Annotated in this window: 20 protein-coding genes; 3 read left to right on the forward strand and 17 right to left on the reverse strand. The window is 71.4% G+C overall.

Annotated elements, in window-relative coordinates:
• Positions 1 to 6 precede the first annotated feature (6 nt).
• The 4 genes from ACWEFJ_RS00175 to ACWEFJ_RS00190 form a co-directional block, all read right to left on the reverse strand.
• Positions 7 to 1,311: a glycosyltransferase family 4 protein gene (locus tag ACWEFJ_RS00175; RefSeq protein WP_449712454.1), complete on the reverse strand. Its 1,305-nt coding sequence runs from the start codon at positions 1,309 to 1,311 to the stop codon at positions 7 to 9.
• Positions 1,312 to 1,388: 77 nt separating this feature from the next.
• A complete protein-coding gene (locus tag ACWEFJ_RS00180) occupies positions 1,389 to 2,387 on the reverse strand; it encodes an NAD-dependent epimerase/dehydratase family protein (RefSeq protein ID WP_378088329.1) in 999 nt (332 codons plus the stop codon).
• 70 nt (positions 2,388 to 2,457) lie between these two features.
• Positions 2,458 to 3,327, reverse strand: a complete 870-nt coding sequence (locus ACWEFJ_RS00185) for an EamA family transporter (protein ID WP_378088327.1) — start codon at positions 3,325 to 3,327, stop codon at positions 2,458 to 2,460.
• A gap of 95 nt (positions 3,328 to 3,422) precedes the next feature.
• Positions 3,423 to 3,641, reverse strand: a complete 219-nt coding sequence (locus ACWEFJ_RS00190; RefSeq protein WP_378088325.1) for a hypothetical protein — start codon at positions 3,639 to 3,641, stop codon at positions 3,423 to 3,425.
• 410 nt (positions 3,642 to 4,051) lie between these two features.
• Here ACWEFJ_RS00190 and ACWEFJ_RS00195 point away from each other — a divergent pair, with 410 nt between their 5' ends.
• Positions 4,052 to 5,281, forward strand: coding sequence for a cytochrome P450 (locus tag ACWEFJ_RS00195; protein WP_449712455.1), 1,230 nt, complete (start codon positions 4,052 to 4,054; stop codon positions 5,279 to 5,281).
• 282 nt (positions 5,282 to 5,563) lie between these two features.
• On the opposite strand, the gene ACWEFJ_RS00200 is transcribed toward ACWEFJ_RS00195, so the two are convergent.
• Positions 5,564 to 6,595: a methyltransferase gene (locus ACWEFJ_RS00200; protein WP_449712456.1), complete on the reverse strand. Its 1,032-nt coding sequence runs from the start codon at positions 6,593 to 6,595 to the stop codon at positions 5,564 to 5,566.
• A gap of 170 nt (positions 6,596 to 6,765) precedes the next feature.
• On the opposite strand from ACWEFJ_RS00200, the gene ACWEFJ_RS00205 reads away from it, so the two are divergent.
• On the forward strand, positions 6,766 to 8,088 hold the full coding sequence (locus ACWEFJ_RS00205) for a helix-turn-helix domain-containing protein (RefSeq protein ID WP_449712457.1): 1,323 nt from the start codon (positions 6,766 to 6,768) through the stop codon (positions 8,086 to 8,088).
• 80 nt (positions 8,089 to 8,168) lie between these two features.
• Positions 8,169 to 8,906, forward strand: a complete 738-nt coding sequence (locus tag ACWEFJ_RS00210) for an NTP transferase domain-containing protein (protein ID WP_378088317.1) — start codon at positions 8,169 to 8,171, stop codon at positions 8,904 to 8,906.
• A gap of 109 nt (positions 8,907 to 9,015) precedes the next feature.
• On the opposite strand, the gene ACWEFJ_RS00215 is transcribed toward ACWEFJ_RS00210, so the two are convergent.
• The 12 genes from ACWEFJ_RS00215 to ACWEFJ_RS00270 form a co-directional block, all read right to left on the reverse strand.
• Entirely contained in the window at positions 9,016 to 12,912 is a 3,897-nt protein-coding gene (locus ACWEFJ_RS00215) for a DNA-directed RNA polymerase subunit beta' (protein ID WP_378088315.1), read from the reverse strand.
• A gap of 103 nt (positions 12,913 to 13,015) precedes the next feature.
• Complete coding sequence (gene rpoB, locus ACWEFJ_RS00220) at positions 13,016 to 16,498, reverse strand: DNA-directed RNA polymerase subunit beta (RefSeq protein WP_378088313.1); 3,483 nt, start codon at positions 16,496 to 16,498, stop codon at positions 13,016 to 13,018.
• 459 nt (positions 16,499 to 16,957) lie between these two features.
• On the reverse strand, positions 16,958 to 17,953 hold the full coding sequence (locus tag ACWEFJ_RS00225) for a hypothetical protein (protein WP_449712458.1): 996 nt from the start codon (positions 17,951 to 17,953) through the stop codon (positions 16,958 to 16,960).
• Positions 17,954 to 17,962: 9 nt separating this feature from the next.
• A complete protein-coding gene (locus ACWEFJ_RS00230) occupies positions 17,963 to 18,475 on the reverse strand; it encodes a hypothetical protein (protein ID WP_378088309.1) in 513 nt (170 codons plus the stop codon).
• Positions 18,476 to 18,484: 9 nt separating this feature from the next.
• Entirely contained in the window at positions 18,485 to 19,720 is a 1,236-nt protein-coding gene (locus ACWEFJ_RS00235; RefSeq protein ID WP_378088307.1) for an MCE family protein, read from the reverse strand.
• The gene (locus tag ACWEFJ_RS00240) at positions 19,717 to 20,883 is read right to left on the reverse strand and encodes an MCE family protein (protein WP_378088305.1); all 1,167 of its coding nucleotides are present in this window, start codon (positions 20,881 to 20,883) and stop codon (positions 19,717 to 19,719) included. Before ACWEFJ_RS00240 ends, ACWEFJ_RS00235 begins: the two co-directional genes overlap by 4 nt.
• Positions 20,880 to 22,049 (reverse strand): MCE family protein, encoded by a 1,170-nt coding sequence (locus tag ACWEFJ_RS00245; RefSeq protein WP_449712459.1) that lies wholly within the window; start codon positions 22,047 to 22,049, stop codon positions 20,880 to 20,882. The genes ACWEFJ_RS00240 and ACWEFJ_RS00245 overlap by 4 nt, the downstream gene beginning before the upstream one ends.
• The gene (locus tag ACWEFJ_RS00250; RefSeq protein ID WP_378088301.1) at positions 22,049 to 23,074 is read right to left on the reverse strand and encodes an MCE family protein; all 1,026 of its coding nucleotides are present in this window, start codon (positions 23,072 to 23,074) and stop codon (positions 22,049 to 22,051) included. Before ACWEFJ_RS00250 ends, ACWEFJ_RS00245 begins: the two co-directional genes overlap by 1 nt.
• Entirely contained in the window at positions 23,071 to 24,099 is a 1,029-nt protein-coding gene (locus tag ACWEFJ_RS00255) for an MCE family protein (protein WP_378088299.1), read from the reverse strand. The genes ACWEFJ_RS00250 and ACWEFJ_RS00255 overlap by 4 nt, the downstream gene beginning before the upstream one ends.
• Positions 24,096 to 25,424, reverse strand: coding sequence for an MCE family protein (locus ACWEFJ_RS00260; RefSeq protein WP_449712460.1), 1,329 nt, complete (start codon positions 25,422 to 25,424; stop codon positions 24,096 to 24,098). Before ACWEFJ_RS00260 ends, ACWEFJ_RS00255 begins: the two co-directional genes overlap by 4 nt.
• Positions 25,418 to 25,579, reverse strand: a complete 162-nt coding sequence (locus ACWEFJ_RS00265) for a hypothetical protein (RefSeq protein ID WP_449712461.1) — start codon at positions 25,577 to 25,579, stop codon at positions 25,418 to 25,420. Before ACWEFJ_RS00265 ends, ACWEFJ_RS00260 begins: the two co-directional genes overlap by 7 nt.
• Positions 25,576 to 26,415 (reverse strand): MlaE family ABC transporter permease, encoded by an 840-nt coding sequence (locus ACWEFJ_RS00270; protein WP_449712462.1) that lies wholly within the window; start codon positions 26,413 to 26,415, stop codon positions 25,576 to 25,578. The genes ACWEFJ_RS00265 and ACWEFJ_RS00270 overlap by 4 nt, the downstream gene beginning before the upstream one ends.
• Between the last annotated feature and the right edge of the window lies 1 nt (position 26,416).

The raw sequence follows: 26,416 nt of genomic DNA on the forward strand, positions 1-26,416 counted from the left end.
TCCTTGTCACGTGGTGACGAATCGCGGTGCTTCCGCGGCGACGGTGGCCGGGTCGGCGGCCATCGGCCCGAAGACGTCGTCGTGCAGCCGGCGCAGCAGGACGGGGTCGCCCGGCGAGCGGCGGTCCACGAGGCCCTGCCGTTGCGCGTCGACCACGACGTCGCGGGTGGTGCGCAGCCCGTGGTGGTCGAGCACCGCGCGCACGGACGCGGGCAGGCGGTCGACGGGCAGCGGGCGGTCCGGGTCGGGGGCGGTGCGCGTGCGGCCGGTCGCGGCCAGCTCGCCGACGAGGTCGGCCAGGATCCCCATGGTGTGGTCGTAGGTCCCCCACGCGGGCAGCGCGATCTCCGGCCCGTCGGTCCGGTCCAGCACCTCCAGGCACTTCGCGGCCAGGTCGTCGGCGCGGACCCGCGCGAAGTCGTAGGGGCTGACGCCCGCCTCGACCGGCTCGACCTCGGCGAGCGCGCCGTTGTGCGACCCGATGAAGTAGGGGAAGCCGTCCCACCGGGGCACCACCACCGGCACCCCGCACGCCAGGGCCTCCAGCGGCGCCTTGCCGTAGGTCTCGAAGATGCTCGTGGCGCCGGACCAGTAGAGGTCGGCCGCGTTGTAGAGGTCGACGGTGGCGGCGCGGTCGAGGCGCTGGAACAGCACCGCGTCGGTCAGCCGGGGCGCGAGCCGGTTGTAGTAGGGCGGGTCGACGTGCGTCACGGACATCACGAGCAGCGCCTCCGGCCGCTCCCGGCGCACCAGGTGGTACGCCTCGATCAGCGCCCCGAGGCCCTTGTCGTTCATGAAGCGGCCCGTGTAGAGCAGGACGCGCCGGTCCGCGGGCAGGCCGAGCGCGGCGCGGCTCGCCGCGCGGTCGCGCCGGCGGTAGACGTTCCGGATGCCGAACGTGCAGGTGTTGCGGGCCGGGATGCCGGTCAGCCGGCGGTAGGCGTTCGCGGCGTTGGTGGACCCGCAGATCACCAGGTCGCCGGGGTGCGGGTGCGCCGCGACGAGCAGGAAGTAGAACAGGATGTTCAGCGGGTAGGGGTTGGTGTGCGGGATCATCAGCGCCGGGCAGTGGTAGCCGTCCCGGCGCATGAAGTAGAGCAGCGGCAGGGAGTCGACGTACTCGGCGACCACCAGGTCGACCCGCGACAGGTCGCACTGCTCGGTGAGCGCCCGGTACTGCCGTTCGAAGAAGGCGAAGTCGTGCTGCTCGGTGGGCAGCTGCGCGATGCGGAACAGCAGGACCTTCTCGCCGTTCGCGCAGAACCTCTCCACGTCGTCCGGTGCGTCGGTCAGCGCCAGCACTGTGGTCACACGCGCTCCTGGTGGGTTGCGGTGGGGGGTGCGGGGGTCGGCCGCGCCCGCCGGCGGCGCGGGCGCGGCCGGCGGGGTCAGACTCGGGGCAGGGTCTCGAAGTACCTCTGCTTGGAGCCGAGGTCGGGCCACCGCCGCCGGGCCTCCCGACCGGCCTCCACGACCCGCCGCACGCCCTCGCGGACGTCGATGCGGTGCTCGAAGCCCAGGACCTCGCGGGCCCTGGTGGTGTCGGCCAGCAGCCGCTCGGCGTAGATGGCGATGGGCACCGGCACGTACTCCGGCTCCAGCTCCACGCCCAGCTCCGCGCCGACCAGGGCCAGCGCCTCGGTGAAGGTCGTCTCGACCCCCGTGCCGACGTTGAACTCCTGGGTCTCCAGGTCCTTCTCCAGGGCGACCTGGAAGGCGTAGCCCGCGTCCTCGACGTAGATGAAGTCGCGGGTCTGGCTGCCGTCGCCCCACACCACCGGGCGCACGCCGTTGAGCGCGGCCCAGGCGAACAGCGAGATGACGTTGGCGTAGCCGCCCTTGCTGAACTCGTCGTGCCCGTACACGCTGAACGGCCGCAGGCCGATCGCCTTGATGCCGTACCGCTCCGAGTACTGGCGCGCGGCCTCCTCGTTCCACTTCTTCGACAGCGCCTTGAGGTCCGGCGGGTTGATCTCCATGCCCTCGACGTAGGGCACCGGGTTGCCCTCGTAGACGGCGCTGGTGCTGGCGTAGACCAGCTTCTCCACGTCGTTGCGGCGCACCGCCTCCAGGACGTTGAGGAAGCCGTGGGTGGTGACGTGGGCGCCGTCGACCGGGTCCTCCTCGTACATCAGGAACGACGACGGCGCGGCGAGGTGGATGACGGCGTCCTTGCCCTTGACCGCCTCGGCCACCAACCGGTAGTCGCGGGAGTCGCCCTCCAGCCAGTTCACCGATTGCTGGACGTCCGCCGGGAGAAAATCCTTGCCACCGATCTTGTAGTTGTCGAGCGAGGTGATCTCGTACCCGTCCTGCACCATCCTCCTGATCATGTTCCGACCGATGAAACCGGCGCCACCGGTAACCAGGACATGCTTCGCGGACATGATTCTCCCGTGTACGTGAGCGGAAACCGACAGGAACAGCTGGGACAAATTTCGGTCCGGCCGCCGATATTCAGGCGTAGGTGAGCAGCAGCACCCCGCCGGTCACCACGAGGGCGCCGACGAACCGGCGGACGAGTTCTTTCTCCTTCAAGAACAGCCAGGCGCCGAGCAGCGCCATGACGACGCTCAACTCCTTGGCCGGCGCGATCACGCTGACCGGCGCCAGCCGCAGGGCGAACAGCACGATCACGTAGGCGGTGGGCGCCAGGACGCCGACCAGCAGCACCTCACGCCGGTGGTGCGCCCACAGCCCGCGCAGCCGCGCCCGGTCGCGCAGCGCCACCGGCGCGAGCAGCAGCACCTCGAACACCGAAACGCCCCAGTAGAAGAGGAACGGCGAGATGTCCAGGTGGTCGACGGCCTGCTTGTCCCACAGCGTCGCCGCCGCGTTGGCCATGCCGATCAGGGCGCCGAACACGACGCCGTAGACCTTCGCGGTGCGCGTGGAGTCGCCGGTGGAGCGGTAGGCGCTGATGATCACCACGCCGGCCACCACCACCGCCACGCCGGCCAGGCCGAGCGGTCCGGGCCGCTCGCCCAGCAGCAGCACCGCCGCCGTCACCGAGAACAGCGGCGCCATCCCGCTGGACAGCGGGTAGATCACCGACAGGTCGGACTTGCCGTAGCCGAGCTGGAGCAGGACGTAGTAGGCGAGCTGGAAGAGCGCGCCGACCGCGGTCACCAGCAGCGCGCGTCCGAGGTCGACGCCGCCCTGCCCGGCCAGGGCCACCACGCCGATGGGCAGCACCAGCAGGCTGCCGACGACCTTGTAGAGCCACACGAAACCGGCGCCGCCGTCCGGGACGCGCTTCGCGCACACGTTCCAGCTCGCGTGCGCGACCGCCGCGACGGCCACCAGCAGAACCCCCAGGGGAACCAACGCAGTGCCTCCGGTTCTCGATCACCACCGGCGCGGACGACCCCGCGGCGGGGATGTGGCGCCGGGGCGGCGGGTGACCACCCCGGCGCAGCGGATCACCGGACGGCGACCAGCTCGTAGGCGCCCGCCGTCGCGCCGGCCCGCGGGGCCGGCCACTCCGTGCGGTCCGACATCCACTCCGTCCGGGCGGCCAGCCACTCGGTCCGGTCCGACATCCACTCCGTCCGGGTGGCCAACCACTCCGTCCGGTCCGACATCCACTCGGTGCGGACCGCGAGCCACTCGGTGCGGTCCGACAGCCAGGTCGTTTCCACTGTTCTCTCCTCGTGCTTCGACGTGAAACACCTGAAAAATGCGACGTGCCGAGGTGGAACACGCCCGGTGACACGTCGGCCGAAAATGCGGCGCAGTCGCGGATTGGAGCCGCTCCGGGCGCTGTGCGGCTCGACCGGCAGGCGGCCCGCAAAGTACGCCCTTTTGCTTTTTACCCCTCATCGCGGAGAGCCCTCAATAGTCCGACGGAGTGATTACGGAACCGGGCGGATTCGTAATTCTACCAGCGCGGAAGAACCCCCGTACGGGCTATTGACCGACCCTGGGCCGCGCATCACCCGGGCGGCGGATTGCCGAGTGGCCACCGATTTCGCGTTAGATCGGGAAATACCGGCGGCGACCGCCGCGAATTCATCCGATTTCCCGTGCCGCCCTCGGAGAGGAGTCCGCGGTGCCCGACACCGTTCCCGGCCTCGACCTGGCCGACCAGCCCACGGGGTACGAGGCGCTCACGGCGTGGTGGGCGCACATGCGCGACCACGCGCCGGTGCGGCGTGACCGGGCGCTGGGCCACTGGCACGTGTTCCGCTACGCCGACGCCGTAACCGTGCTCACCGACCACGAGACCTGGTCTTCGGACCTGCGCTCCCTGGTGCGCCAGCCCGAGCAGTTCTCGATCGTGGCGCGCGGCGCGTTCAACGGCTTCGACCCGCCCGACCACCGCAGGCTGCGCGGCCTGGTGAGCAAGGCGTTCACCCCGAGGGTGGTGGCGGAACTGGAGCCGGTGGTCCGGCGCATCACCCGCGACCTGCTCGACGCGGCGCGCGGCGAACGGGAGGTCGAGCTGATCGACGCGCTGGCCTACCCCCTGCCGCTGGCCGTGATCGCGGAGTTGATGCGCGTGCCGCTGACCGACCGCGAGCGGTTCCGCCGGTGGGCGGACGCGTTGTTCTACCAAGGCCGCGGCGACGACCCGGTCATCGTGCCGACCGAGGAGATGCTGCTGTCGGTCGAGCCGCTGATCGGCGAGATGAACGCCTACTTCCTCGACGTGATCGCCGAACGGCGGCGTCGCCCCGGTGACGACCTGATCAGCGGGCTGGTGCTGGCCGAGGACGGGGGACAGCGCCTGGCCGACGAGGAGGTGCTGGGCGTCTGCGGCTTTCTGCTCGTCGCCGGGCACATCACCACCACGATGGTGCTGGGCAACGCCGTGCACCTGCTGGCCACGCGGCCCGACGCGGCCGCCGCGCTGCGCGCCGAGCCGGCGACCATCCCGGCGGCCGTGGAGGAGGTGCTGCGCCTGCGCGGCCAACTGCCCGCCACCGCGCGCCGCGCCACCCGGGACGCCGAGCTGGGCGGGTTCCTGATCCCGGAGGGCGACGTGGTGCTGGTGTGGGTCGCCTCCGCCAACCTCGACGAACGCCGCTTCCCCGACGCCGACCGGTTCCGCCCGGACCGCAGCCCGAACCAGCACCTCGCCCTGGGCCGCGGCATCCACTTCTGCATCGGCGCGCCCCTGGCGCGGCTGGAGCAGCGGGTGGCGCTGGAGGAACTGCTCGCCGCGTGGCGCGACTTCCGGCTCGGCGACAACGTCGAGTTCGTCGACCCCCGCCAGGCGATCGGCCTGCGCCGCCTGCCGATCCGCCCGGTGTGGACCGACCACCGACGGCCGCGCTGAGCGGCGGGCACGCGAGGGCCGGGCCGACCCGCGGGCGGGCTCAGCCAAGCCGACCGGTGGGCGGGCCGAGTCCGGCGCACCGACAGGCGGATCAGCCCGGCGCACCGACAGGCGGATGAACCCGGCGCACCGACAGGTGGGCGAGTCCGGCGCACCGGCAGGTGGGCGAGCCCGGCCACCGGCGGGCGGCTGGGCGTGGCGACCGGCTATCCGGCAGGGCCGGGCGACCGGCGAGCCGGGCGGCCGGAAGACCGACGGGCCGGCAGAGCCGGGCGGGTGGGCTCAGTCGGCGGTGAAGGCCAGCAGGTGCACGCCCTGCTCGGGCAGCAGCGGCACCGTGGTGGTCAGGCGGAGGCCGGCCGCCGCGCCCAGCGCCCGGAACTCCGCCTCGTCGCGCTCCCGCGCGCCCATCAGCAGCAGCATCGCCATGTCCCGCCGGCTGACCGCCGCCCGCGCGGCCCGGTCGCCCCCGCCGTCGACCACGCGCTCGGCCAGCAGCACCACGCCGCCCGGTCCCGCGGCCTCGGCGCAGCGCCGCAGGATGCGCTCGCCGTCGGCGTCGGCCCAGTCGTGGATGATGTTGGACAGCAGGTAGACGTCCCCGCCCGGCGGCAGCGGGTCGAAGAAGCTGCCGCCGACCACCTCCGCCCGGTCGCCCACGCCCGAGGCGTCGAGCGCGGCCCGCGCCCGCGCGGCGGTGCCCGGCAGGTCCACCAGCACCCCGCGCAGGTGCGGGTGGTGGCGCAGCACCTCGGCGAGCACCAGGCCCGTGCCGCCCCCGACGTCGACCAGCCGCGTCACCCCCGACCAGTCCCACCGCCGCGCCACCGCCGGCCCGAAGACGGCCGCGTGCACGGCCATGACCTCGTCGAACGCCTTGGCGAACTCGGCGTCGGCGGCCAGGTCGTCCCAGAACGGGCGGCCGAACACCGACGGCCACGCGCTCGCGCCCGTGCGCACCGACTCCAGCAGGCCCGGCACGGCGCGGTCGGTCCGCTCGGCCCAGGGGTTCGCCTGGTCGAGGAACCGCGCCAGCTGGGCCGGGTGGTCCCCGCACAGCACGCGCCCGCGCGCGGTCAGCCCCACCCGGTCCGGCCCCTCCCGGGTGAACAGCCCCAGGTCCACCAGGTGCCGCAGCACTCGGCGCAGCGCGTCCGGGTCGGTGCCCGACCGCGCGGCCAGCTCGGCGACCCCGGCGCAGCCCCCGGCGACCAGATCCGGCAGCCGGTAGGTGACGGCCAACCGCACGACCCACGGCGTGAACAGCGTGGACATCGCCGCGACCTCGGCCACCGCCTCCGCGTCGTCGCTCATCCCGAGACCAACTCCCCCACCATCGCGGAACACCTCGCTCCCGAACGTAATCGCGGGCGAACGCCGATCGCCGCCACCGAACGAGGGACATCGCACCGGCCGGAGATGAGCACACCTCTTTTACTCCGCGTAATGATCTGGTTACCTGGGGGTGCAGGGGGGTGGACGTCGTGGGGGAAGCCGGGGACAGGCGTGGGCGCACGCCGTTCGCCGCCGAGCTGGAACGGCACCTGGTCCGCCGGGGCCTGTCCTGGCGCAAGTTCGCGGACCTGGCCGGCTACACCCCCGGCTGGCTCAGCAAGATCAAGAACGGCACGCCGCCGTCGCCGGAGTTCGCCCGGCGCTGCGACGAGCTGCTGGAGGCCCACGGCACGCTGCTCGCCCTGGCCGGCAACAGCCGCCCCAGGCCCGCCGAGCTGCCGGCGGCCATCGCCGGGTTCATCGGCCGGGGCGAGCACCTGGCCGCGCTCGACGCGATGCTGACCAAGCCGCAGCTCCGCGGCGCGTCCCGGGTCGCGGTGATCGAGGGCGCGCCGGGGGTCGGCAAGACCGCGCTGGCCCTGCGCTGGGCGCACGACGTGTCGCCCCGGTTCCCCGACGGCCAGCTGTTCGTGGACCTGCGCGGCTTCTCCCCGCACCGCTCCCCGACCCCGCCCGAGGACGCGCTGGAGGAGCTGCTCCTCGCCCTCGGCTCGTCGTCGGCGGACGTGGCCGGGCTCGACCTCGACCGCCGCGCCGCGCTGCTGCGGTCGCTGCTCGCCGACCGGCAGGTGCTCCTGGTGCTCGACAACGCGGCCGACTCCGAACAGGTGCGGCCGCTGCTGCCCGGCTCCGGGTCGTGCTTCGCGGTGGTCACCAGCCGGCGCGCGCTGCCGGGACTGACGCTGCGCACCCACGGCGGCCGGCTGGACGTGGGCCGCCTGACCGACGCCGAGTCGGTGGACCTGCTGCGCGACGCGCTCGGGGAGGCGCGGCTGGCCGAGGACCAGGCCGCGCCGATGGAGCTGGTGCGGCGGTGCGGACACCTGCCGCTCGCGCTGCGCATCGCCGCCGAGCACCTGCTCACCAACCCGCTGCGGTCGGTGCGCGACCTGGTGGCCGACCTGACCGAGGAGAGCAGCAGGCTCGACGTGCTCAGCCTGGACGACGAGGTGGCCGTGCGCACGGTGTTCTCGTGGTCCTACCGCCGCCTGTCCGCCGACGAGCGCCGGGCGCTGAGGCTGGTCGGCGCGCTGCCGCCCGAGGAGATCACCACCGCGGCGGTCGCGGTCGCGTCCGCGATGCCCTACGAGCGGACCCAGCAGTTGCTGAACTCCCTGGTCTCCGCGCACATGCTGGAGCACCTGGGCGGCGACCGGTTCCGCCTGCACGAGCTGCTGCGGCTGTTCGCGGTCGAGCGGGTGGCCGAGGAGGACGAGCGCGCCCGCGTGGCCGCGGCGCTGGCCCGGCTCGACCGGTGGTCGGCCCTGGACCGGCTGCCCACCAGCTGCTGACCCCCGGCCGCGGGCGTTTACCGGAACAGTCAACCGGTCAACACTGCCCACGCGGCGCGGCGGTGAGCAGGGTTGTTCCCATGCGGCAAACGACCCATGTTCCCACCCCTCCCCGTGCGGTGATCCTCACCGCGGGGCGCAGCGCCGCGTTGGGACCGGCCACGGCGGACCGCCCGGTGAGCCTGGTCGAAGTCGGCGGCGACACCCTCATCCGCAGGCAGAAGGACGCGCTGCGCCGCGCGGGCGTGTGGCGGATCGCCGCCGTCGCCGGCTGGCGCACCGACGGCTTCCACGGCACCGACCTGACCCTGTTCGAGAACCCGCTCTGGGCGGACACCACGTCGCTGGACTCGCTGGCCGTGGCCGACGACTGGCTGCGCCGCGCGCCGGTCGTGGTGCACTTCGGCAACGTGGTGGTCTCACCCGAGACCATCCGCCGGCTGTGCGCGGCCCCCGGTCCCCTGGCCGTCGTCTACGCGCCCCTGCCGAGACCCGGCCGCACCGCCGACCCCGTCCGGCTGGACCTCGGCGGGCGGTACGTGACCTGGATGGGCCACACCGCCCACCCCGGCCGGGGCCGGTGGCTGAGGCTGGTGAAGACCACGCCCGCCGCGTGGGCGGTGCTGCGGCACCTGCGGGAGGCGGGCCGCGACCGGCGGCCGGGCGTGGGCGAGGCGCTGGCGGAACTCGTGCGGCAACGGCTGATGCCGGTCACCGCCGTGCGGTCCGCCGGCCCCTGGCACCCGTTCGACACGCCGACCGACCTGGTCGCGGGCGCCGCCGTGGTGGACCGGCTGGACCGCGCGCGAGCCCGCTGACCGGTCCGGGCGGCCTGCCCGCCGGGCGGCGAGCCCGCTGACCGGTCCCGACAAGCCGGAAGGCCCCGGGAGCGGTGTGCTCCCGGGGCCTTCGCGGTGATCACGTGCTTCAGCGGTAGTCGCGGCCGAAGTCGTAGTCGTCCAGCGGGACCGCGGCGCCCGTGCCCGTGCCGAAGACGTCCGGCGTGTAGTAGCCGTCGTCGTAGCTCGGGATCGCGTACGCCGCCGCACGCGCCTCCTCGGTCGGCTGCACCTGGATGTTCCGGTACCGGTTGATGCCGGTGCCGGCCGGGATCAGCTTGCCGATGATCACGTTCTCCTTCAGGCCGATGAGCTTGTCCGACCGGCCGTTGATCGCGGCGTCGGTCAGGACCCTCGTCGTCTCCTGGAAGGAGGCCGCCGACAGCCACGAGTCCGTGGCCAGCGACGCCTTCGTGATGCCCATCAGCACCGGACGGCCGGCGGCGGGCTCGCCGCCCTCGGCCACCACGGCCCGGTTGCCCGACTCGAACTCCGCGCGCTCGACCAGCGAGCCCGGCAGGAACTCGGTCGCACCCGAGTCGATGATCGTCACCCGGCGCAGCATCTGCCGGACGATGACCTCGATGTGCTTGTCGTGGATCGCCACACCCTGGGCCCGGTAGACCTTCTGGACCTCCTGCACCAGGTGCAGCTGGGCCTCGCGGGGACCCATCACGCGCAGCACCTCGTGCGGGTCGGGCGTGCCCTCCAGCAGCTGCTGGCCCACGTGCACGTGGTCGCCGTCCTGCAGCGGACCGGTGGCCGTGTTCGCGAGCCGCTGCCGCTTGGACAGCTTCTCGAAGACGATCTCCTCCGACCCGTCGTCCGGGATGAGGGTGATCTTCCAGAACCGGTCGCCGTCCTCGATGCGCACCCGGCCGTCGACATCCGCGATGGGCGCCTTGCCCTTCGGCACGCGGGCCTCGAACAGCTCCTGCACGCGGGGCAGACCCGTGGTGATGTCGTCACCGGCGACACCACCCTGGTGGAACGTGCGCATGGTCAGCTGCGTGCCCGGCTCACCGATGGACTGCGCGGCGACGATGCCGACGGCCTCGCCGACGTCGACCAGCTTGCCGGTCGCCATCGAACGGCCGTAGCAGGACGCGCACACGCCGACCGCCGACTCGCAGGTCAACACCGACCGCACCTTGACCCTGGTCACGCCCGCCTCGACGAGCGTCGCCAGCGCCGGGTCGCCCAGGTCGTCACCGCGGTTGAGCACGACGTTGCCGTCGGCGTCGGTGATGTCCTCGGCGATGGTCCGCGCGTACACGCTGGTCTGCGCGAACTCGTGCAGCACGACCTTGTCGCCCTGCCGCTCGCCGACCGTCATGTTCACGCCGCGGCTGGTGCCGCAGTCGACCTCGCGGATGATGACGTCCTGCGACACGTCCACCAGACGACGGGTCAGGTAACCCGAGTCGGCGGTCCGCAGCGCGGTGTCGGCCAGACCCTTGCGGGCGCCGTGCGTGGCGATGAAGTACTCCAGCACCGACAGGCCCTCGCGGAACGAGTTCTTGATCGGCCGCGGGATGTACTCGCCCTTCGGGTTGGTCACCAGGCCGCGCATGCCGGCCAGCGACCGGACCTGGGTCATGTTGCCCGCCGCCCCGGACTTCACGATCATGCGGATCGAGTTGTCCTCGGGGAAGTTGGCCTCCATGACCTCGGCGACCTCTTCGGTGGCCTTGGTCCACACCTTGACCAGCTCGTTGTTGCGCTCGGTGTAGGAGAGCTGACCGCGCTGGTAGCGCTTCTCCACCGCGTCGGCGAGCTTCTCGTACTCGTCCAGGATGCCCTGCTTGGCCTCCGGCACGAGCACGTCGGAGATCGCGACCGTGACGCCCGACCGGGTGGCCCAGTAGAAACCGGCGTCCTTCAGCTTGTCCAGCGTCCGGGCGACGGTGACCATCGGGTACCGCTCGGCGAGGTCGTTGATGACCGTGGCCTGCCGCTTCTTCGGCATGACCTCGTTCAGGTACGGGTAGTCCTGCGGCAGGATCTCGTTGAACAGCGCCCGGCCCAGGGTGGTCTCGGCCAGCCACGGCTGACCGGGCTCCCAGCCCTCCGGCTCCTGGCCCTTCGGCGGGTTCTTGTCCGAGATCCGGATCTTGACCAGCGCCTGCAGGCCCAGCACCTTCCGGTCGAACGCCATCTGCGCCTCGGCCGGCGACGAGAACGCGTGGCCCTCGCCGAGGTCGCCCGGCTTGTGCCGGGTCAGGTGGTACAGGCCGGTCACCATGTCCAGGCGCGGCATGGCCAGCGGCTTGCCCGACGCGGGCGAGAGGATGTTGTTCGACGACAGCATCAGCACGCGCGCCTCGGCCTGCGCCTCGGCGGACAGCGGCAGGTGGACCGCCATCTGGTCACCGTCGAAGTCCGCGTTGAACGCCTCGCAGACCAGCGGGTGCAGCTGGATGGCCTTGCCCTCGACCAGCTGCGGCTCGAAGGCCTGGATGCCGAGGCGGTGCAGCGTGGGCGCGCGGTTGAGCAGCACCGGGTGCTCGGTGATGACCTCTTCCAGCACGTCCCACACGGCCGGGCGGGCGCGCTCGACCATGCGCTTGGCCGACTTGATGTTCTGCGCGTGGTTGAGGTCCACCAGCCGCTTCATCACGAACGGCTTGAACAGCTCCAGCGCCATCTGCTTGGGCAGGCCGCACTGGTGCAGCTTCAGCTGCGGGCCGACCACGATGACCGAACGGCCGGAGTAGTCGACGCGCTTGCCGAGCAGGTTCTGGCGGAACCGGCCCTGCTTGCCCTTGAGCAGGTCGGACAGCGACTTGAGCGGGCGGTTGCCCGGACCGGTCACCGGCCGGCCGCGGCGGCCGTTGTCGAACAGCGCGTCGACGGCCTCCTGCAGCATCCGCTTCTCGTTGTTGACGATGATCTCGGGCGCGCCGAGGTCGATCAGCCTCTTGAGGCGGTTGTTGCGGTTGATGACGCGGCGGTACAGGTCGTTCAGGTCGGAGGTCGCGAAGCGGCCACCGTCGAGCTGCACCATCGGGCGCAGGTCCGGCGGGATGACCGGCACGCAGTCCAGCACCATGCCCTGCGGGCTGTTGCGGGTCGCCTGGAAGGCGGCCACGACCTTCAGCCGCTTGAGGGCGCGCAGCTTCTTCTGGCCCTTGCCGCTGCGGATGGTCTCCCGCAGCACGTCGGCCTCGGCGTCCACGTCGTAGTCACCCAGCAGCTTCTGGATGGCCTCGGCGCCCATGGCGCCGGTGAAGTAGTCGCCGTAGCGGTCGTACAGCTCGCGGTAGAGCAGCTCGTCCGCGATGAGCTGGGCCTTCTCCAGCTTGGTGAAGGTGGACCAGATCTCGTCGAGGCGGTCCAGCTCGCGCTGGGCGCGGTCGCGGATCTGCCGCATCTCGCGCTCGCCGCCCTCCTTGACCTTGCGGCGGACGTCGGACTTGGCGCCCTCCGCCTCCAGCTCGGCCAGGTCGGCTTCCAGCTTCTGCGCCCGCGCCTCGACGTCGGCGTCGCGCTTGTTCTCCACGCGCTTGCGCTCGACCTGCATCTCGCTCTCGAGCGTCGGCAGGTCGTTGTGGCGCAGCTCGGTGTTCACGCCCACGATGACGTAGGCGGCGAAGTAGATGATCTTCTCGAGGTCCTTGGGGGCCAGGTCGAGCAGGTAGCCCAACCGGCTCGGGACGCCCTTGAAGTACCAGATGTGCGTGACCGGCGCGGCCAGTTCGATGTGGCCCATGCGCTCGCGCCGCACCTTGGCACGGGTCACCTCGACGCCGCAGCGCTCGCAGATGATGCCCTTGAAGCGCACCCGCTTGTACTTGCCGCAGTAGCACTCCCAGTCCCGGGTGGGACCGAAGATCTTCTCGCAGAACAAGCCGTCCTTCTCCGGCTTGAGCGTGCGGTAGTTGATGGTCTCGGGCTTCTTGACCTCGCCGTAGGACCACTGGCGGATGTCGTCCGCGGTCGCGAGACCGATGCGAAGCTCATCGAAGAAGTTGACGTCGAGCACGTCTACTCTCTTCCCCTTTTTGGTTCGGTGCTGCGTGGGGTGCTGGTGGCTGGGTCACCGGGGGCCGCCCGCGACGGGGCGCGCCCCCGGTGACCGGCGAGCGTCAGTTGACGACGTCGTCCACGGACGGCGACTCGGACCTCGACAGGTTGATGCCGAGGTTCGCGGCCGCGCGCTCGAGGTCTTCGTCGTCGCCGTCGCGCATCTCGATCGCGGCGCCGTCCGAGGACAGCACCTCGACGTTGAGGCACAGCGACTGCAACTCCTTGAGCAGCACCTTGAAGGACTCCGGGATGCCCGGTTCCGGGATGTTCTCGCCCTTGACGATGGCCTCGTAGACCTTCACGCGGCCCAACACGTCGTCCGACTTGATGGTCAGCAGCTCCTGCAGCGTGTACGCCGCGCCGTAGGCCTGCATCGCCCAGCACTCCATCTCACCGAAGCGCTGGCCGCCGAACTGCGCCTTACCGCCCAGCGGCTGCTGCGTGATCATCGAGTACGGGCCGGTGGAGCGGGCGTGGATCTTGTCGTCCACCAGGTGGCCGAGCTTGAGGATGTACATGTAGCCGACCGACACCGGGTACGGGAACGGCTCGCCGCTGCGGCCGTCGAGCAGGACGGCCTTGCCGTCCTCCTTGACCATCCGCTCGCCGTCCCGGTTGGGCCGGGTCGAGGCCAGCAGGCCCATCAGCTCGTCCTCGCGCGCGCCGTCGAAGACCGGGGTGGCGGTCTTCGTGCCCGGCTCCACGTCGTACAGCTCCGACGGCAGGTCCTTCGCCCAGTCCGCGTCGCCGTCGATGCTCCAGCCCTGCTTGGCGATCCACCCGAGGTGGGTCTCCAACACCTGGCCGATGTTCATGCGGCGCGGCACGCCGTGCGTGTTCAGCACGATGTCGACCGGGGTGCCGTCCTCCAGGAACGGCATGTCCTCGACCGGCAGGATCTTGCCGATGACGCCCTTGTTGCCGTGGCGGCCGGCGAGCTTGTCGCCGTCCTGGATCTTGCGCTTCTGGGCGACGTAGACGCGGACCAGCTCGTTCACGCCGGGGGGCAGCTCGTCGTCGTCCTCGCGGCTGAACACGCGGATGCCGATGACCTTGCCGTACTCGCCGTGCGGCACCTTCAGCGACGTGTCGCGCACCTCGCGGGCCTTCTCGCCGAAGATCGCGCGCAGCAGGCGCTCCTCCGGGGTCAGCTCGGTCTCGCCCTTCGGGGTGACCTTGCCGACCAGGATGTCGCCCGGCTGGACCTCGGCGCCGATGCGGATGATGCCGCGCTCGTCGAGGTCGGCCAGGACCTCCTCGGAGACGTTCGGGATGTCCCGGGTGATCTCCTCGGCGCCCAGCTTCGTGTCGCGCGCGTCGATCTCGTGCTCCTCGATGTGGATCGAGGTCAGGACGTCGTCCTGGACGATCCGCTGGGAGAGGATGATCGCGTCCTCGTAGTTGTGGCCCTCCCACGGCATGATCGCGACGAGCAGGTTCTTGCCCAGCGCCATCTCGCCGTTCTCGGTGCACGGGCCGTCGGCCAGGACCTGGCCCTCCTGCACCCGGTCGCCCTCGTTCACGATGGGCTTCTGGTTGATGCAGCTGCCCTGGTTGGACCGGCGGAACTTGTGCAGCGCGTAGGTCTGCCGCGAGCCGTCGTCGGCCATGACCGTGACGTAGTCGGCGGAGATCTCCTCGACCACACCGGTCTTCTTGGCCACGACCACGTCACCGGCGTCGACCGCGACGCGCAGCTCCATGCCGGTGCCCACCAGCGGCGACTCGCTGCGCAGCAGCGGCACCGCCTGGCGCTGCATGTTCGCGCCCATCAGGGCGCGGTTGGCGTCGTCGTGCTCCAGGAACGGGATGAGCGCGGTCGCCGCGGACACCATCTGGCGCGGGGAGACGTCCATGTAGTCGACGTCGCCCGGGTCGACGAACTCGACCTCGCCGCCCTTCTTGCGGACCAGGACGCGGTCCTCGAGGAAGTTGCCGTCGGCGTCGATCCTGGCGTTCGCCTGCGCCTTGACGTACCGGTCCTCCTCGTCCGCGGTCAGGTAGTCGACCTGGTCGGTGACCCGGCCGTCGACGACCTTGCGGTACGGCGTCTCGATGAAGCCGAACGGGTTGACCCGCGCGAACGAGGACAGCGAGCCGATCAGGCCGATGTTCGGGCCTTCCGGCGTCTCGATCGGGCACATGCGGCCGTAGTGCGACGGGTGGACGTCGCGGACCTCCATGCCGGCCCGCTCCCGGGACAGACCGCCGGGGCCCAGCGCCGACAGGCGGCGCTTGTGGGTCAGGCCCGCGAGCGGGTTGATCTGGTCCATGAACTGCGAGAGCTGGGAGGTGCCGAAGAACTCCTTGATCGCCGCCACCACCGGGCGGATGTTGATCAGGGTCTGCGGCGTGATGGCCTCGACGTCCTGGGTCGTCATGCGCTCGCGGACGACGCGCTCCATGCGGGACAGGCCGACTCGGATCTGGTTCTGGATCAGCTCGCCGACGGTGCGCAGGCGGCGGTTGCCGAAGTGGTCGATGTCGTCGACCTCGACGGGCACCTCGACGTCGCCGGGCTTCATCGTCGTCTCACCCGCGTGCAGGCGCACCAGGTACTCGATCGTGGTGACGATGTCTTCCTCGGTCAGCACGCCCGTGGTGATCGGGGTGTTGAGGCCCAGCTTCTTGTTGACCTTGTACCGGCCAACCTTCGCCAGGTCGTAGCGCTTGTCCTTGAAGAAGAGGTTCTCCAGCAGCGCCTGCGCGGACTCCTTCGTCGGCGGCTCGCCCGGACGCAGCTTGCGGTAGATGTCGAGCAACGCCTCGTCGGTGCCCGCGGTGTGGTCCTTCTCCAGCGTCGTCAGCAGCGTCTCGCTGAACGAGAAGCGCTCGCGGATCTGCTCGGTCGTCCAACCCAGGGCCTTCAGCAGCACGGTCACCGGCTGGCGGCGCTTGCGGTCGATGCGGACACCCACGGTGTCGCGCTTGTCGACGTCGAACTCCAGCCAGGCACCCCGGGACGGGATGATCTTGACGCTGAAGACGTCCTTGTCGGTCGTCTTGTCGATCGCGGTGTCGTAGTAGACACCCGGCGAGCGGACGAGCTGGGAGACCACGACCCGCTCGGTGCCGTTGATGATGAACGTGCCCTTGTCGGTCATCATCGGGAAGTCACCCATGAACACCGTCTGGCTCTTGATCTCGCCGGTGGTGTGGTTGGTGAACTCCGCCGTGACGAACAACGGGGCGGCGTACGTCATGTCCTTGTCCTTGCACTCCTCGGTCGAGGCTTTCACCTCGTCGAAGCGCGGGTCGGAGAAGGAGAGCGACATCGAGCCGGAGAAGTCCTCGATCGGGGAGATCTCGTTCAAGACCTCCTCGAGGCCGCCCGTCGGCGCCTCGTCACCTTCGTCGACGCGGCGCTGGAACCACGCCTCGTCGCCGGTGAGCCATTCGAACGACTGAATCTGCAGGTCGAGCAGGTTGGGCGTCTGAAGCGGTTCGTGGATCTTCGCGAAAGAGACTCGCTTCGGCGCTCCGGGAATCCCCGACGTGGAGTTGGTCGCAGCAGTGGCCTTGGTCGCGCGAGAGATCGCCAAGATGCGTCCTTCCAGGGACAGGTAGCTGGCTAGTCAGCGGAACTAGCACGGCTGTCAAGGGTGCGGCGATGCCCGGCAATCCAGCTCTCGGCGAAGGGCAAACGGAAAGAGGGCAGCGCAAAGGAGCAGTCTAGCCACGGACGCGGCAACTGTCGAGAGGCACCTGGAAGGACCTTTCTCGTGCTCACCGACAGAGTGACCCCGCTGACGCTCACAGTCAAGATGCCACGCGGCGATCACTCCACTGGCGCAAGGCGCGATGACGCACCGTTACCGCTGTGACCTGCGAAAATACATGGACGTGAGCAAAGGTGAACCTTTGGCGGGTGTTCCGACCCCGAAGGGAGAGAGTGGCGATTCCGTTCGGTCACCGGCCTGGAAATGTGGCGCAGATCACGTTGTGCGGGGGTGTGGAATCGGGTTCGCGGTCCTGAGTGGACGCCCCCGGGCGCGCCGGCGTCAGCACTTGGAGGTCTCGGCCGCCTGGTCGCCGGTCTGGCCGAACATCTCCATGTTGTCGACCTTCCACCGGCCGTCGACCTTCCGCGCGCCGACCCGCATCATGGCGATGCCGCCGCCGCTCTGGTTGTCGGTGGTGCGGGTGGTGACCTGGTCGAGGAACAGCAGCACCGTGGCGCGGTCGCCGTCGAGCGAGGTCACACCGCTGGACACGGCCTTCACCGTGACCACGAGCTTCTGCTCCGGCGCGAGCGCGCGGACCGGCCCGAAGATCGCGTTGTACTGGCACTGGGCCTTGCCGACCAGCAGCTCGTTGGCCGCCTTCTCGGTGGCGGCGACGTCGGCGAAGTTGTAGGAGAACGCCTTCTCGACCGCCTCCCGGGCCTGCCCGGCCACCTCGGTCGTGCCCGCGCTGTCCACCAGGGCCTGGTTGTAGGCGACCTCGCCCGCCTGCCGCTGGAACCACCAGCCGAGGCCGGCCAGGAGCGCGGCCACCACGACCAGGGCGACGGGCAGGGCCAGGCCGGAGCGGGCGCGTGCCCGGCCCGCGTCGGACCCGGCCTCGTCGGACGGGGTGCGGTCCGGCTCGGGGTCGCTCGGCGCGACGGCCTCGCCGGTGCGCTTGCGGCGGCCGGTCGGTCGGGGCCGCGGCGAGGGCTCGGCGGGCGCGACGGCCGCGTCGGCGTCCTCTCCGGGCTCGATCAGGCCGGTGACCTCGGTCGACCGCGGATCCGGAGCAGCCGGCGGCTCCTCGTCCGAAAGCCCGGCGCCCGGATCCGCCACGCCCGGTTCGACAACACCCGAACGGTCGGTGTGCGGACCTTCGGCGCCCGAACCACCGGCGGGCGGATCCTGGGTGGCCGAACCGGTGACCTCGTCCTCGACCCGCTTGGCGGGTGCGCCCTGGTCGGCACGTTTGCGCAGGCCGGCGACGCGCGGCCGGGCGGTCGGCGGGGTCGGGACGGGGCGGCGGCGGGACGGTGGCACTGACGTCATCTCCTCGGTTCACGCGCCGCCGGGCGCGACCGGCCCCAACGCGCTGAGCTTCCAACCGGCGTCGGTGCGGGTCAGGTCCGTCTGGTACCGGTTGACCTTCTTCACCGCCTGCCCGCCCTCCGGCGTCACCGTGGTCTCCACGACGGCGATCAGGTGCGCCTTCCCGGCCCGCGCGTCCAGTTCCGTCACGGCCGCGTCCAGCACCCGGCTCACGGTGACCGTCCTGGCGTCCTCGATCTGCTTGCGGCGGGTCTCCCGGCCGTCCTCGATCTCGGCGCGCAGGTCGCCGGTGGACGTGTCCAGCCACCGGTCGAGGTCCTCGTCGACCTTCTTGTAGTCGAGGGTGGTGAAGTTGGCGATCCCGACCTGCCCGACCCGCAGCACCTCGTCCCGCTCCCGCGAGAACGCCACCGAGTCGTTGGCGGACGCGCTCCACCACGACACCCCGGCCCACACCGCGTAGCCGAGCGCCACCACGGCGAGCACCGCCGCGACGGGCAGCGACCAGCGTCGAACGTCCATCGTCCCTCCTCAGCCCGGCAGACCGAGCAACTGCCCCAGGCTGGTCAGCAGCGGCGCCTCGGCGGCGGCCTCGCCCGGGGCCGGCTCGCGCCCCGGCTGCGACGTGGCGTCGCCGGTGGGCGTGGCGGCCGGGGTGCCACCGTAAGGCGCGTTCTGGGCGCCGCGCACGCCGGTCGCGCTGCCGCGGGCCAACGCGCAGTAGGCCCCGGTGTTCAACTCGGCCGGCGTGGTGTCGGTGCCCTGCCGGATCGTGGTGCCCTCGTAGCCGACGGTGCAGGTCGGCGGGTCGAACAGGTTCAGGGCCAGCCCGAAGTGCGCGCCCGTGCCGTCGCCCTTGGCCACGCTGAACCCGCCGCCGACGACGATCGGGTAGGTGACGGCGATCTGCTCCAGCCCGTCCAACCGGGTGACCAGGATGTTCCCGGTGGTCAGCAGGTTGGCCAGGACCACGCCCAGGTTGGGCCCGCTCTCCCGCAGCAGCGCCGAGACCTGCTCGGCGGCCTGCGGCGACACCCCGATGAGCCGCCGGAGGTCGGGGTCGGAGTCCTTCAGCCGCTCGGCCAGCGCCCGCAGGTCGGCGGCGAACGACCTGATCGCCCCGCCCTGCTCGGCCTGCGTGGTCAGCGCGGTCAGCCCGCTGTCGAGCAGCGCCTCGGTCTGCGGCAGGTGCTCGGTCGCGGCCCGGGTGAACGCCTGCGCGTTGTCCAGCAGCACCTGCAGGTCCGGCCCGGTGCCGTTGAACGCCAGGTCCAGCTCGTCCACCACGGTGCGCAGCGACTCGGCGGGCACCGACCTGGCGAACGCGTCGAGGTTGGTCAGCAGGCCGTCCACCGGCGGCGGGGTCCGGGTCGCCGAGCGCGGGATGACCGACCCGGCGGCCAGGAACGGCCCGTCCTCGCCGCGCGGGCGCAGGTCGACGTACTGCTCGCCCACCGCGGACCGGTTCGCGACCACGGCCTCCAGGTCGGCCGGGATGGCCGGCGCGTCCGGGGCGATGTCGAGGTCGGCCTCCAGCCCGTCGGCGGTCAGCCGCATCGGCCCGACCCGGCCCACGGCGACGCCGCGGTAGGTGACCTCGGCGTTGGTGAACAGGCCGCCGGAGTCGGCGAGCTGCACCGTCACCACGTACCCGGACGAGCCGAACACGCGGCCGAGCCCGACGTACCGCGCGCCGACGTAGCTCACGCCGACCAGGGCGATCAGCAGGAACGCGCCGATCTGCAGCTTGATCCGGCCCGGGATCACCGCCCACCCCCGAGCAGTCCGCCGAGCAGGTCGCCCAGCCCCGACGTGCCGGGCACGCCGGGCAGCGGCAGGTTCGGCAGGGGCAGCGGCAGGGACGGCGCGGTCGTGTTCCCGCCCGGCAGGCCGGGCAGGGTCGGCAGCGGGGACTGCCGGGAGCGGCCCAGGTTGTCCACCACCGTGCCCAGGTTCAGGTCGATGTCGGCGTACATGTTCGTGTAGTCGCCCTTGATGCCGTCCACCGCCGCGTCCGGGAACGGGTAGGTCAGCAGCAGCTCGAACGCGTTGGGCAGGTTCGTGCCCGCCTCGGCCAGCTTCCGGAGCGTGGGCGTCAGCGCCTTGAGGTCGGCCACGATGTCGTCCTTGGACTTGGTGACGGTGTCCACCGCGACGTCGGACAGGGCGTCGAGCGACTGGAGCAGCGTGACGAGCTGGGTGCGCTGCTCGGTGAGCACCCTCAGGCCCGGCTCCAGCCCGTCGAGGACGCCGGTGATCTGCTCGCGCTGGGCGCTCAGCGTGCCGCCGAGCCGGTTGAGGCCGTCCAGCGCGCGGGTGATCTCGCCCTTGTGCGCGTCGAGGTCGCCGACCAGCGTGTTCAGGTTGGCCAGCAGCGACCGGACCTCCGGCTCGTTGCCCTCCAGGGCCGCGTTCAGCTCCCGGCTGATGTCCTGGAGCTGGGCGATGCCGCCGCCGTTGAGCAGCATGGACAGCGCGCCGAAGACCTCTTCGACCTCCGGGTTGCGGTTGGTCCGCTCGACCGGGATGACCGAGCCGTCGGTCAGCGTGCCCTCCTCCCGGCCCTCCGCCGGGCGCGCCAGCTCCACGTACTTCTCGCCGAGCAGCGCGGACTGGCGCAGCCGGGCGACGGCGTTGCCGGGCAGCTCCACGTCGCCGTTGACCAGCACGGTCACCTCGGCGGTCCAGCCGTCCGCGCCCAGGTCGATCCGGTCGACCCGGCCGACGGGCACGTCGTTGACCTTCACGCCCGCCTGCGGCACGAGGTCCAGCACGTCCTTGAACCGCACCTTCACCGCGTACGGCCGGTCGCCGACGTCCGCGCCGCCGGGCAGCGGCAGGTTGTAGACGCCGTCGAAGCCGCCCGTGCCGCAGCCGGCCAGCACCGTCAACGCGCCCGTCACGAGCACCGCGCCCAGGACCCGCCTCACCGGGGCACCCCCGCGAGCGGCAGGGGCAGCGGCAGCTTGCCCTGGGACAGGTCGGTCAGCACTTCCGCGGGCGTCTTGAGCGGCACCGCGCCGGTGAGCAGCGGCTCCAGCTGCCGGCACGTCTCGGCGAGCACGCCCGGCACCCGGCCCGGCTCGATGCCCTGCACGAGCTTGCAGACCAGCACGATCGGCGGCTGGTTCAGCTCGTTGATGTTGGCCCGGGCGTCGAGCGTGCCGGACGCCGCGTTGTAGGCGTTCTGCAGGTTGCCCAGGGCCAGCGGCCCGACGTCGAGCGCCTCGGCCAGCGACGCGCGCTGGTCGACCAGCACCCGGGTGATGCCCGCGAGCTTGTCGACGTTGGACTTGAGCGCGGCCCGGTTGTCCTGGATGAACCCCTGCACCTGGCCGAGCGCGGAAGCCAGCTCGTTCAGCGCGCCGGCCAGGTTCTCCCGCTCGTCGGCGAGGAACCCGGCGACCTCGGCGAGCTGCCGGTTGACGTCGCGCACCTGGCCGTCGTTCGCGGCCAGCATGCCGGTGAACTTCTGCAGGTTGTCCACGGTGCCGAACAGGTCGTCCTTCGAGCCGGACAGCGTGCGGGTCGCCTCGCCGAGCTGCTTGACGGTCTCGCCGAGCGCCTGCCCGTTGCCCTGGAGGGTGGCCGCGGCGGAGTCCAGCAGGTCCGACAGCGCGCCGTCCCGGTTGGCCCCGTTCGGGCCGAGCGCGGTGGTCAGCTCGTCGAGGCTCGCGTACAGCTCGTCCAGCTCGACCGGGGTGGCGGTGCGCTCGCGCGGGATGGTGGCGCCGTCGCCCAGCACGTCGCCGCCGGCGTAGGCGGGCGCGAGCTGCACGTACCGGTCGCTGACCACGCTGGGCGCGACCACGACCGCCCGCGCGGCGGCGGGCACCGGCACCGAGCGGTCGATCGACATCACGACCTTCACCACCTCGCCCTGCGGCGCGACGTCCTCGATCGTGCCGACCCGCACGCCGAGGACCCGCACGTCCGAGCCGGGGTAGACGCCGACGGCCGCGCCGAACCAGGCGGTCACCCGGCGGCTCTCCGCGCCGACGAACACCCACCACATCACGGCCGCGGCCACCAGCACGAGCACGCAGGCGATCGCCGCGACCCGGACCAGGTCGCGGCCGGCCTTCGTCACCGCCATCAGTTGCCTCCCCCGGAGGGTTGCCGCTGCACGCCCGGCGGGAGGCAGCCCTCTTCGTTGAAGCCGACCACGCCGAGGTTCACCGACGGCGGCAGCAGGCCGCAGATGTAGACGTCGAACCAGCGGCCGTTGCCCAGGGTGTTGGCGAACACCCGGAAGAACGGGCCCATCAGCGCCAGGCTGCGGTCGAGCGTGTCCTGGTTGCGCTGGAGCATCGTGGTGACCCGGTCGAGCTGCTCCAGCGCGGGCCGCAGCTGGGCCGTGTTGTCCGCGACCAGGCCGGTCAGCTCCCGGGACAGGGCACGGGTGCCGGTCAGCAGCGCCCCGATCGCGTCGCGCCGCTTGCGCAGCTCCGCCAGCAGCAGGTTGCCGTCCGCGAGCAGCTTCTCGAACTGCTCGTTGCGGTCGGCCAGGGTCTTGGTGATCTCGTTGGTGTTGGCCAGCAGCTTCGCCAGCTGGTCGTCGCGCGAGGAGATCGTCTTCGACAGCGCGGACAGCCCGTCCAACGCGCCGCGCACGCTCTCCGCCGAGCCCTGGAAGGTCTCCGACAGGACCTGGAAGCTGTCCGCGAGCTGCCGGGTGTCGATCTGGCCGACCGTGGTCGCCAGGCCGTTGAACGCCTCCTGCACGTCGTACGGCGACAGGGTGCGCTCGCGCGGGATCGGCTCGCCCGGGTCCAGCGGCTGCGACCCCTGCGGGTCCAGCGCCAGGAACTTCTGCCCGAGCAGGGTCTTGATCCGGATCACCGCGGTCGTGCGGTCGCCCACCCAGGCGTCCTTCACCCGGAACGACACCTTCACCCGGTCGCCCGCCAGCTCGACCTTGGTCACCTTGCCGACCTTCACGCCGGCCACCCGCACCTCGTTCGCCGGGACCAGGCCCGCGGCCTCGGTGAACTCCGCGGAGTACGTGGTGCCGCCGCCGATGATCGGCAGCTCGTCGGAGTTGAAGGCGGCGAGCAGCAGCAGGGCGATGACGGTGAGGCTCACCACGCCGACGGTCACCGGGTTGCGTTCGGTCTTCACCTGCGACACCTCGGCTGCGTGACCGGCAGGGCCGTGATCGGGATCGGGTCGTTGATGATCGGCGGCACGGCGACCTGCCCCGTGCCCTCGCACAGGAAGAAGTTGAACCACGAGCCGTAGGACGCGGTCCGCGACATCGCCTCGATCTTGGTGGGCAGGTTCCGGATGACGCCCTCCACGACCGCCTCGTTGTCCGCCAGCGTCTGCGACACCAGGCCCAGGTGGGCGATGTCGTCCTTCAACGGCTGCCGCGACTGGTTGAGCAGGTCGGCCGTCGTCGTGGTGAGGTCGCCCATCGCGCTGATCGCCTCACCGATCGGCTGCCGGTCGGCCGCGAGGCCCGTCGTCAGCTCCTGCACCGTCGTGACCAGCGCGGACACCTGCTCGCTGCGCGAGTTGACGGTGTCCAGCACGGTGTTGAGGTTGTCGATCACCTCGCCGATCACCCGGTCGCGGCTCGCCAGCGTGGACGTCAGCGACGCGGTGTGGCGCAGGAGGCTGTCGATCGTGCCGCCCTCGCCCTGCAGGACCTTGATGATCTCCTCGGACAGCCGGTTCACGTCCTCCGGGTTGAGCGCCTGGAACAGCGGCTTGAACCCGTTGAACAGCACGGTCAGGTCGAGCGCCGGCTTGGTGCGCTCCAGGGGGATCACGTCGCCGGGCCGGAGCGGGGACGCGTCGCCCACTCCGTGCTCCAGCGCGACGTACCGCTGGCCGACGAGGTTGCGGTACTTGATCGTGGCGGTGACCGAGGCGGGCAGCGTGCGGTCGCCCTCCAGCGAGAACTCCACCTCCGCCAGCCGCCGGTCCACCACGCGGATGCGCTCCACCTGGCCGACCCGGACGCCCGCGATGCGGACGTCGTCGCCCTCGTTGAGCGCCGTCACGTCGGTGAACCGGGCGGTGTAGTCGGTGGCGCCGGTGAAGCCGGTGTTCGAGATCGTCACCGCCAGCAGCGCGGTCGCCAGGACGGTGACGGCGGCGAACACGGCCAGCTTGACCAGCGGCGCGGCCAGGGACCTCACGCGGTCACCTCCGCTCCCCGGTACAGGGGGCCGAGCAGCAGCGCGGTGAAGCTCGGCATCTCGTCCTCGTGGAGCCCGAACTGCGGCGCGAGCAGCGCGGCCAGGAAGTCCTGCTCGGCCGGCGAGTTGGCCAGCGACGGCACGCCCGTGAACGACGACGGGGCCGTGGCGCCGTCCCGGATCACGCCGGCGTCGGGCGGCAGCACGCCGTCGGCCGCGACGCGGGCGGGCGGCGGCGACGTCGAGCCGTCCTTCACCGGGCCGTCCGGCGGGTACTGCGGGAATGGGTCCGGCCGCGGCACGATGTCGTAGCAGCGCGGGCCGCGCTTGTCGGCGTACTCCGGGTCGTCCTTGCCGGGCTCGTACTTGCCGCGGTTGGCGGTGATCTCCAGGGTGATGTGCAGGCCGGGCTCGTCGGTGCCCTTGCCGAACACCTCGTCCATGATCGGCTTGAACTCGGTCAGGCCCTTGAGCAGGCACGGGTACTCGGGCGCGTACTTCGCCAGCAGCTCCAGCGTCGGCCGGCTCACGTCGGAGAGCTGGATCAGGTTGTTCTTGTTCACCGCGAGGAAGCTGTTCAGGTCCAGCGCGGTCGTGGTCAGCGTGCCGTAGAGGGCCAGCAGGTTCTCCCGCTGCTCGACCAGCGTGCGGCTCGTCGTGGTGGCGTCCGACAGCGCCCGCACCAGGTCGGGCGCGGCGTCGGCGTAGACGTCGGAGACGTCGGCGAGGCGGCTGATGCCCTCCTTGAGCTTCGGCAGCTGCGGGTTGAACTCGCCGAGGTAGGCGTCGAGCTGCACGAGCGTCTCGCCCAGCGGCTTGCCCCGGTTCTCCAGCGCCTGCGACATCGCGGTCAGCGTGGTGGCCAGCTTCTCCGGCTGCACGGCCTGGAGCACCGGCATCAGGTCGTCGAGGACGCGTTCCAGCTCGACGGCGCTGCTGGAGCGGTCCTGCTCGATGACCGCGCCCTCGCTCAGCGGCGCGGCCCGTTCCGCGGGCAGCACCAGGTTCACGTACCGCTCGCCGAACAAGGTCTTCGGCAGCAGGCGCGCCGAGACGTTGCCGGGGATGTGCCGCACCTGCTCGGGGTCGAGCGCCAGCTCCAGCTCCGCGCCGTCGCCGGAGGTGCGGATGCCCTCCACCCGGCCGACGACCATGCCGCGGACCTTGACGTCGGAGTCGACCAGCAGCTGGTTGCCCACCCGGTCGGTCTTCAGCGTCACCTTCACGACCTCGGTGAACGCGTCGTTGTACAGCGCCACCGTGAACGAGAGGAACAGGGCGATGACCGCGAGCAGCACGACGCCCAGGAGCCTGCGCCTCAGCATGTCACCGCCTCCGCGGGGAAGAACACGTCGACAGCACCAGTCGCCGCCTCCGCGGGAAAGAGCACGTCGACAGCACCAGTCGCCGCCTCCGCGGGGAAGAGCACGTCGACAGCACCGGTCGCCGCCTCCGCGGGAAAGAGCACGTCGGCGGTCATCCCGCGATCCTCACCGTCGTCGTGGTACCCCAGATGGCCAGGCTCAGGAAGAAGTCCAGCAGGGCCGTCGTCACGATCGCCGTGCGCACCGCGCGGCCCACCGCCACGCCGACCCCGGCGGGCCCGCCGCTGGCGCGGTAGCCGTAGTAGCAGTGCGTCAGGATGATCACGACGGCGAAGACGAGCACCTTGCCGAACGACCAGAGCACGTCGACCGGGGGCAGGAACAGGTTGAAGTAGTGGTCGTAGGTGCCCGCCGACTGCCCGTAGAACTCGACCGTGATGAACCGGGCCGCCAGGTACGACGTCAGCAGGCCGATCACGTACAGCGGGATGATCGCGACGAAGCCCGCGATGATCCGCGTGGTGACCAGGAACGGCAGGCTGGGGACGCCCATGACCTCCAGCGCGTCGATCTCCTCGGAGATCCGCATCGCGCCGAGCTGCGCGGTGAAGCCGGAGCCCACGGTGGCGCTCAGCGCGAGGCCCGCGACCAGGGGCGCGATCTCGCGGGTGTTGAAGTAGGCCGACACGAAGCCCGCGAACGCCGACGTGCCGATCTGGTTGAGCGCGGTGAAGCCCTGCAGGCCCACGACGGTGCCGGTGAACACCGACAGGCCGACCATCACGCCGATCGTGCCGCCGATGACGGCCAGCGCGCCCGACCCGAAGCTCACCTCGGCCAGCAGCCGCAGCGTCTCGCGCAGGTACCGGGTCAGCGTGCGCGGCGTCCAGCACAGCGCCCGCAGGTAGAACCACAGCTGGTCGCCGAGGGTGTCGAGCACGGACAGCGGCGCGTTGGCCGCCCTGCGGAACCGCTCGTTGATCGTGGCCATC

This window comes from Actinosynnema sp. NPDC004786, from assembly GCF_053601135.1.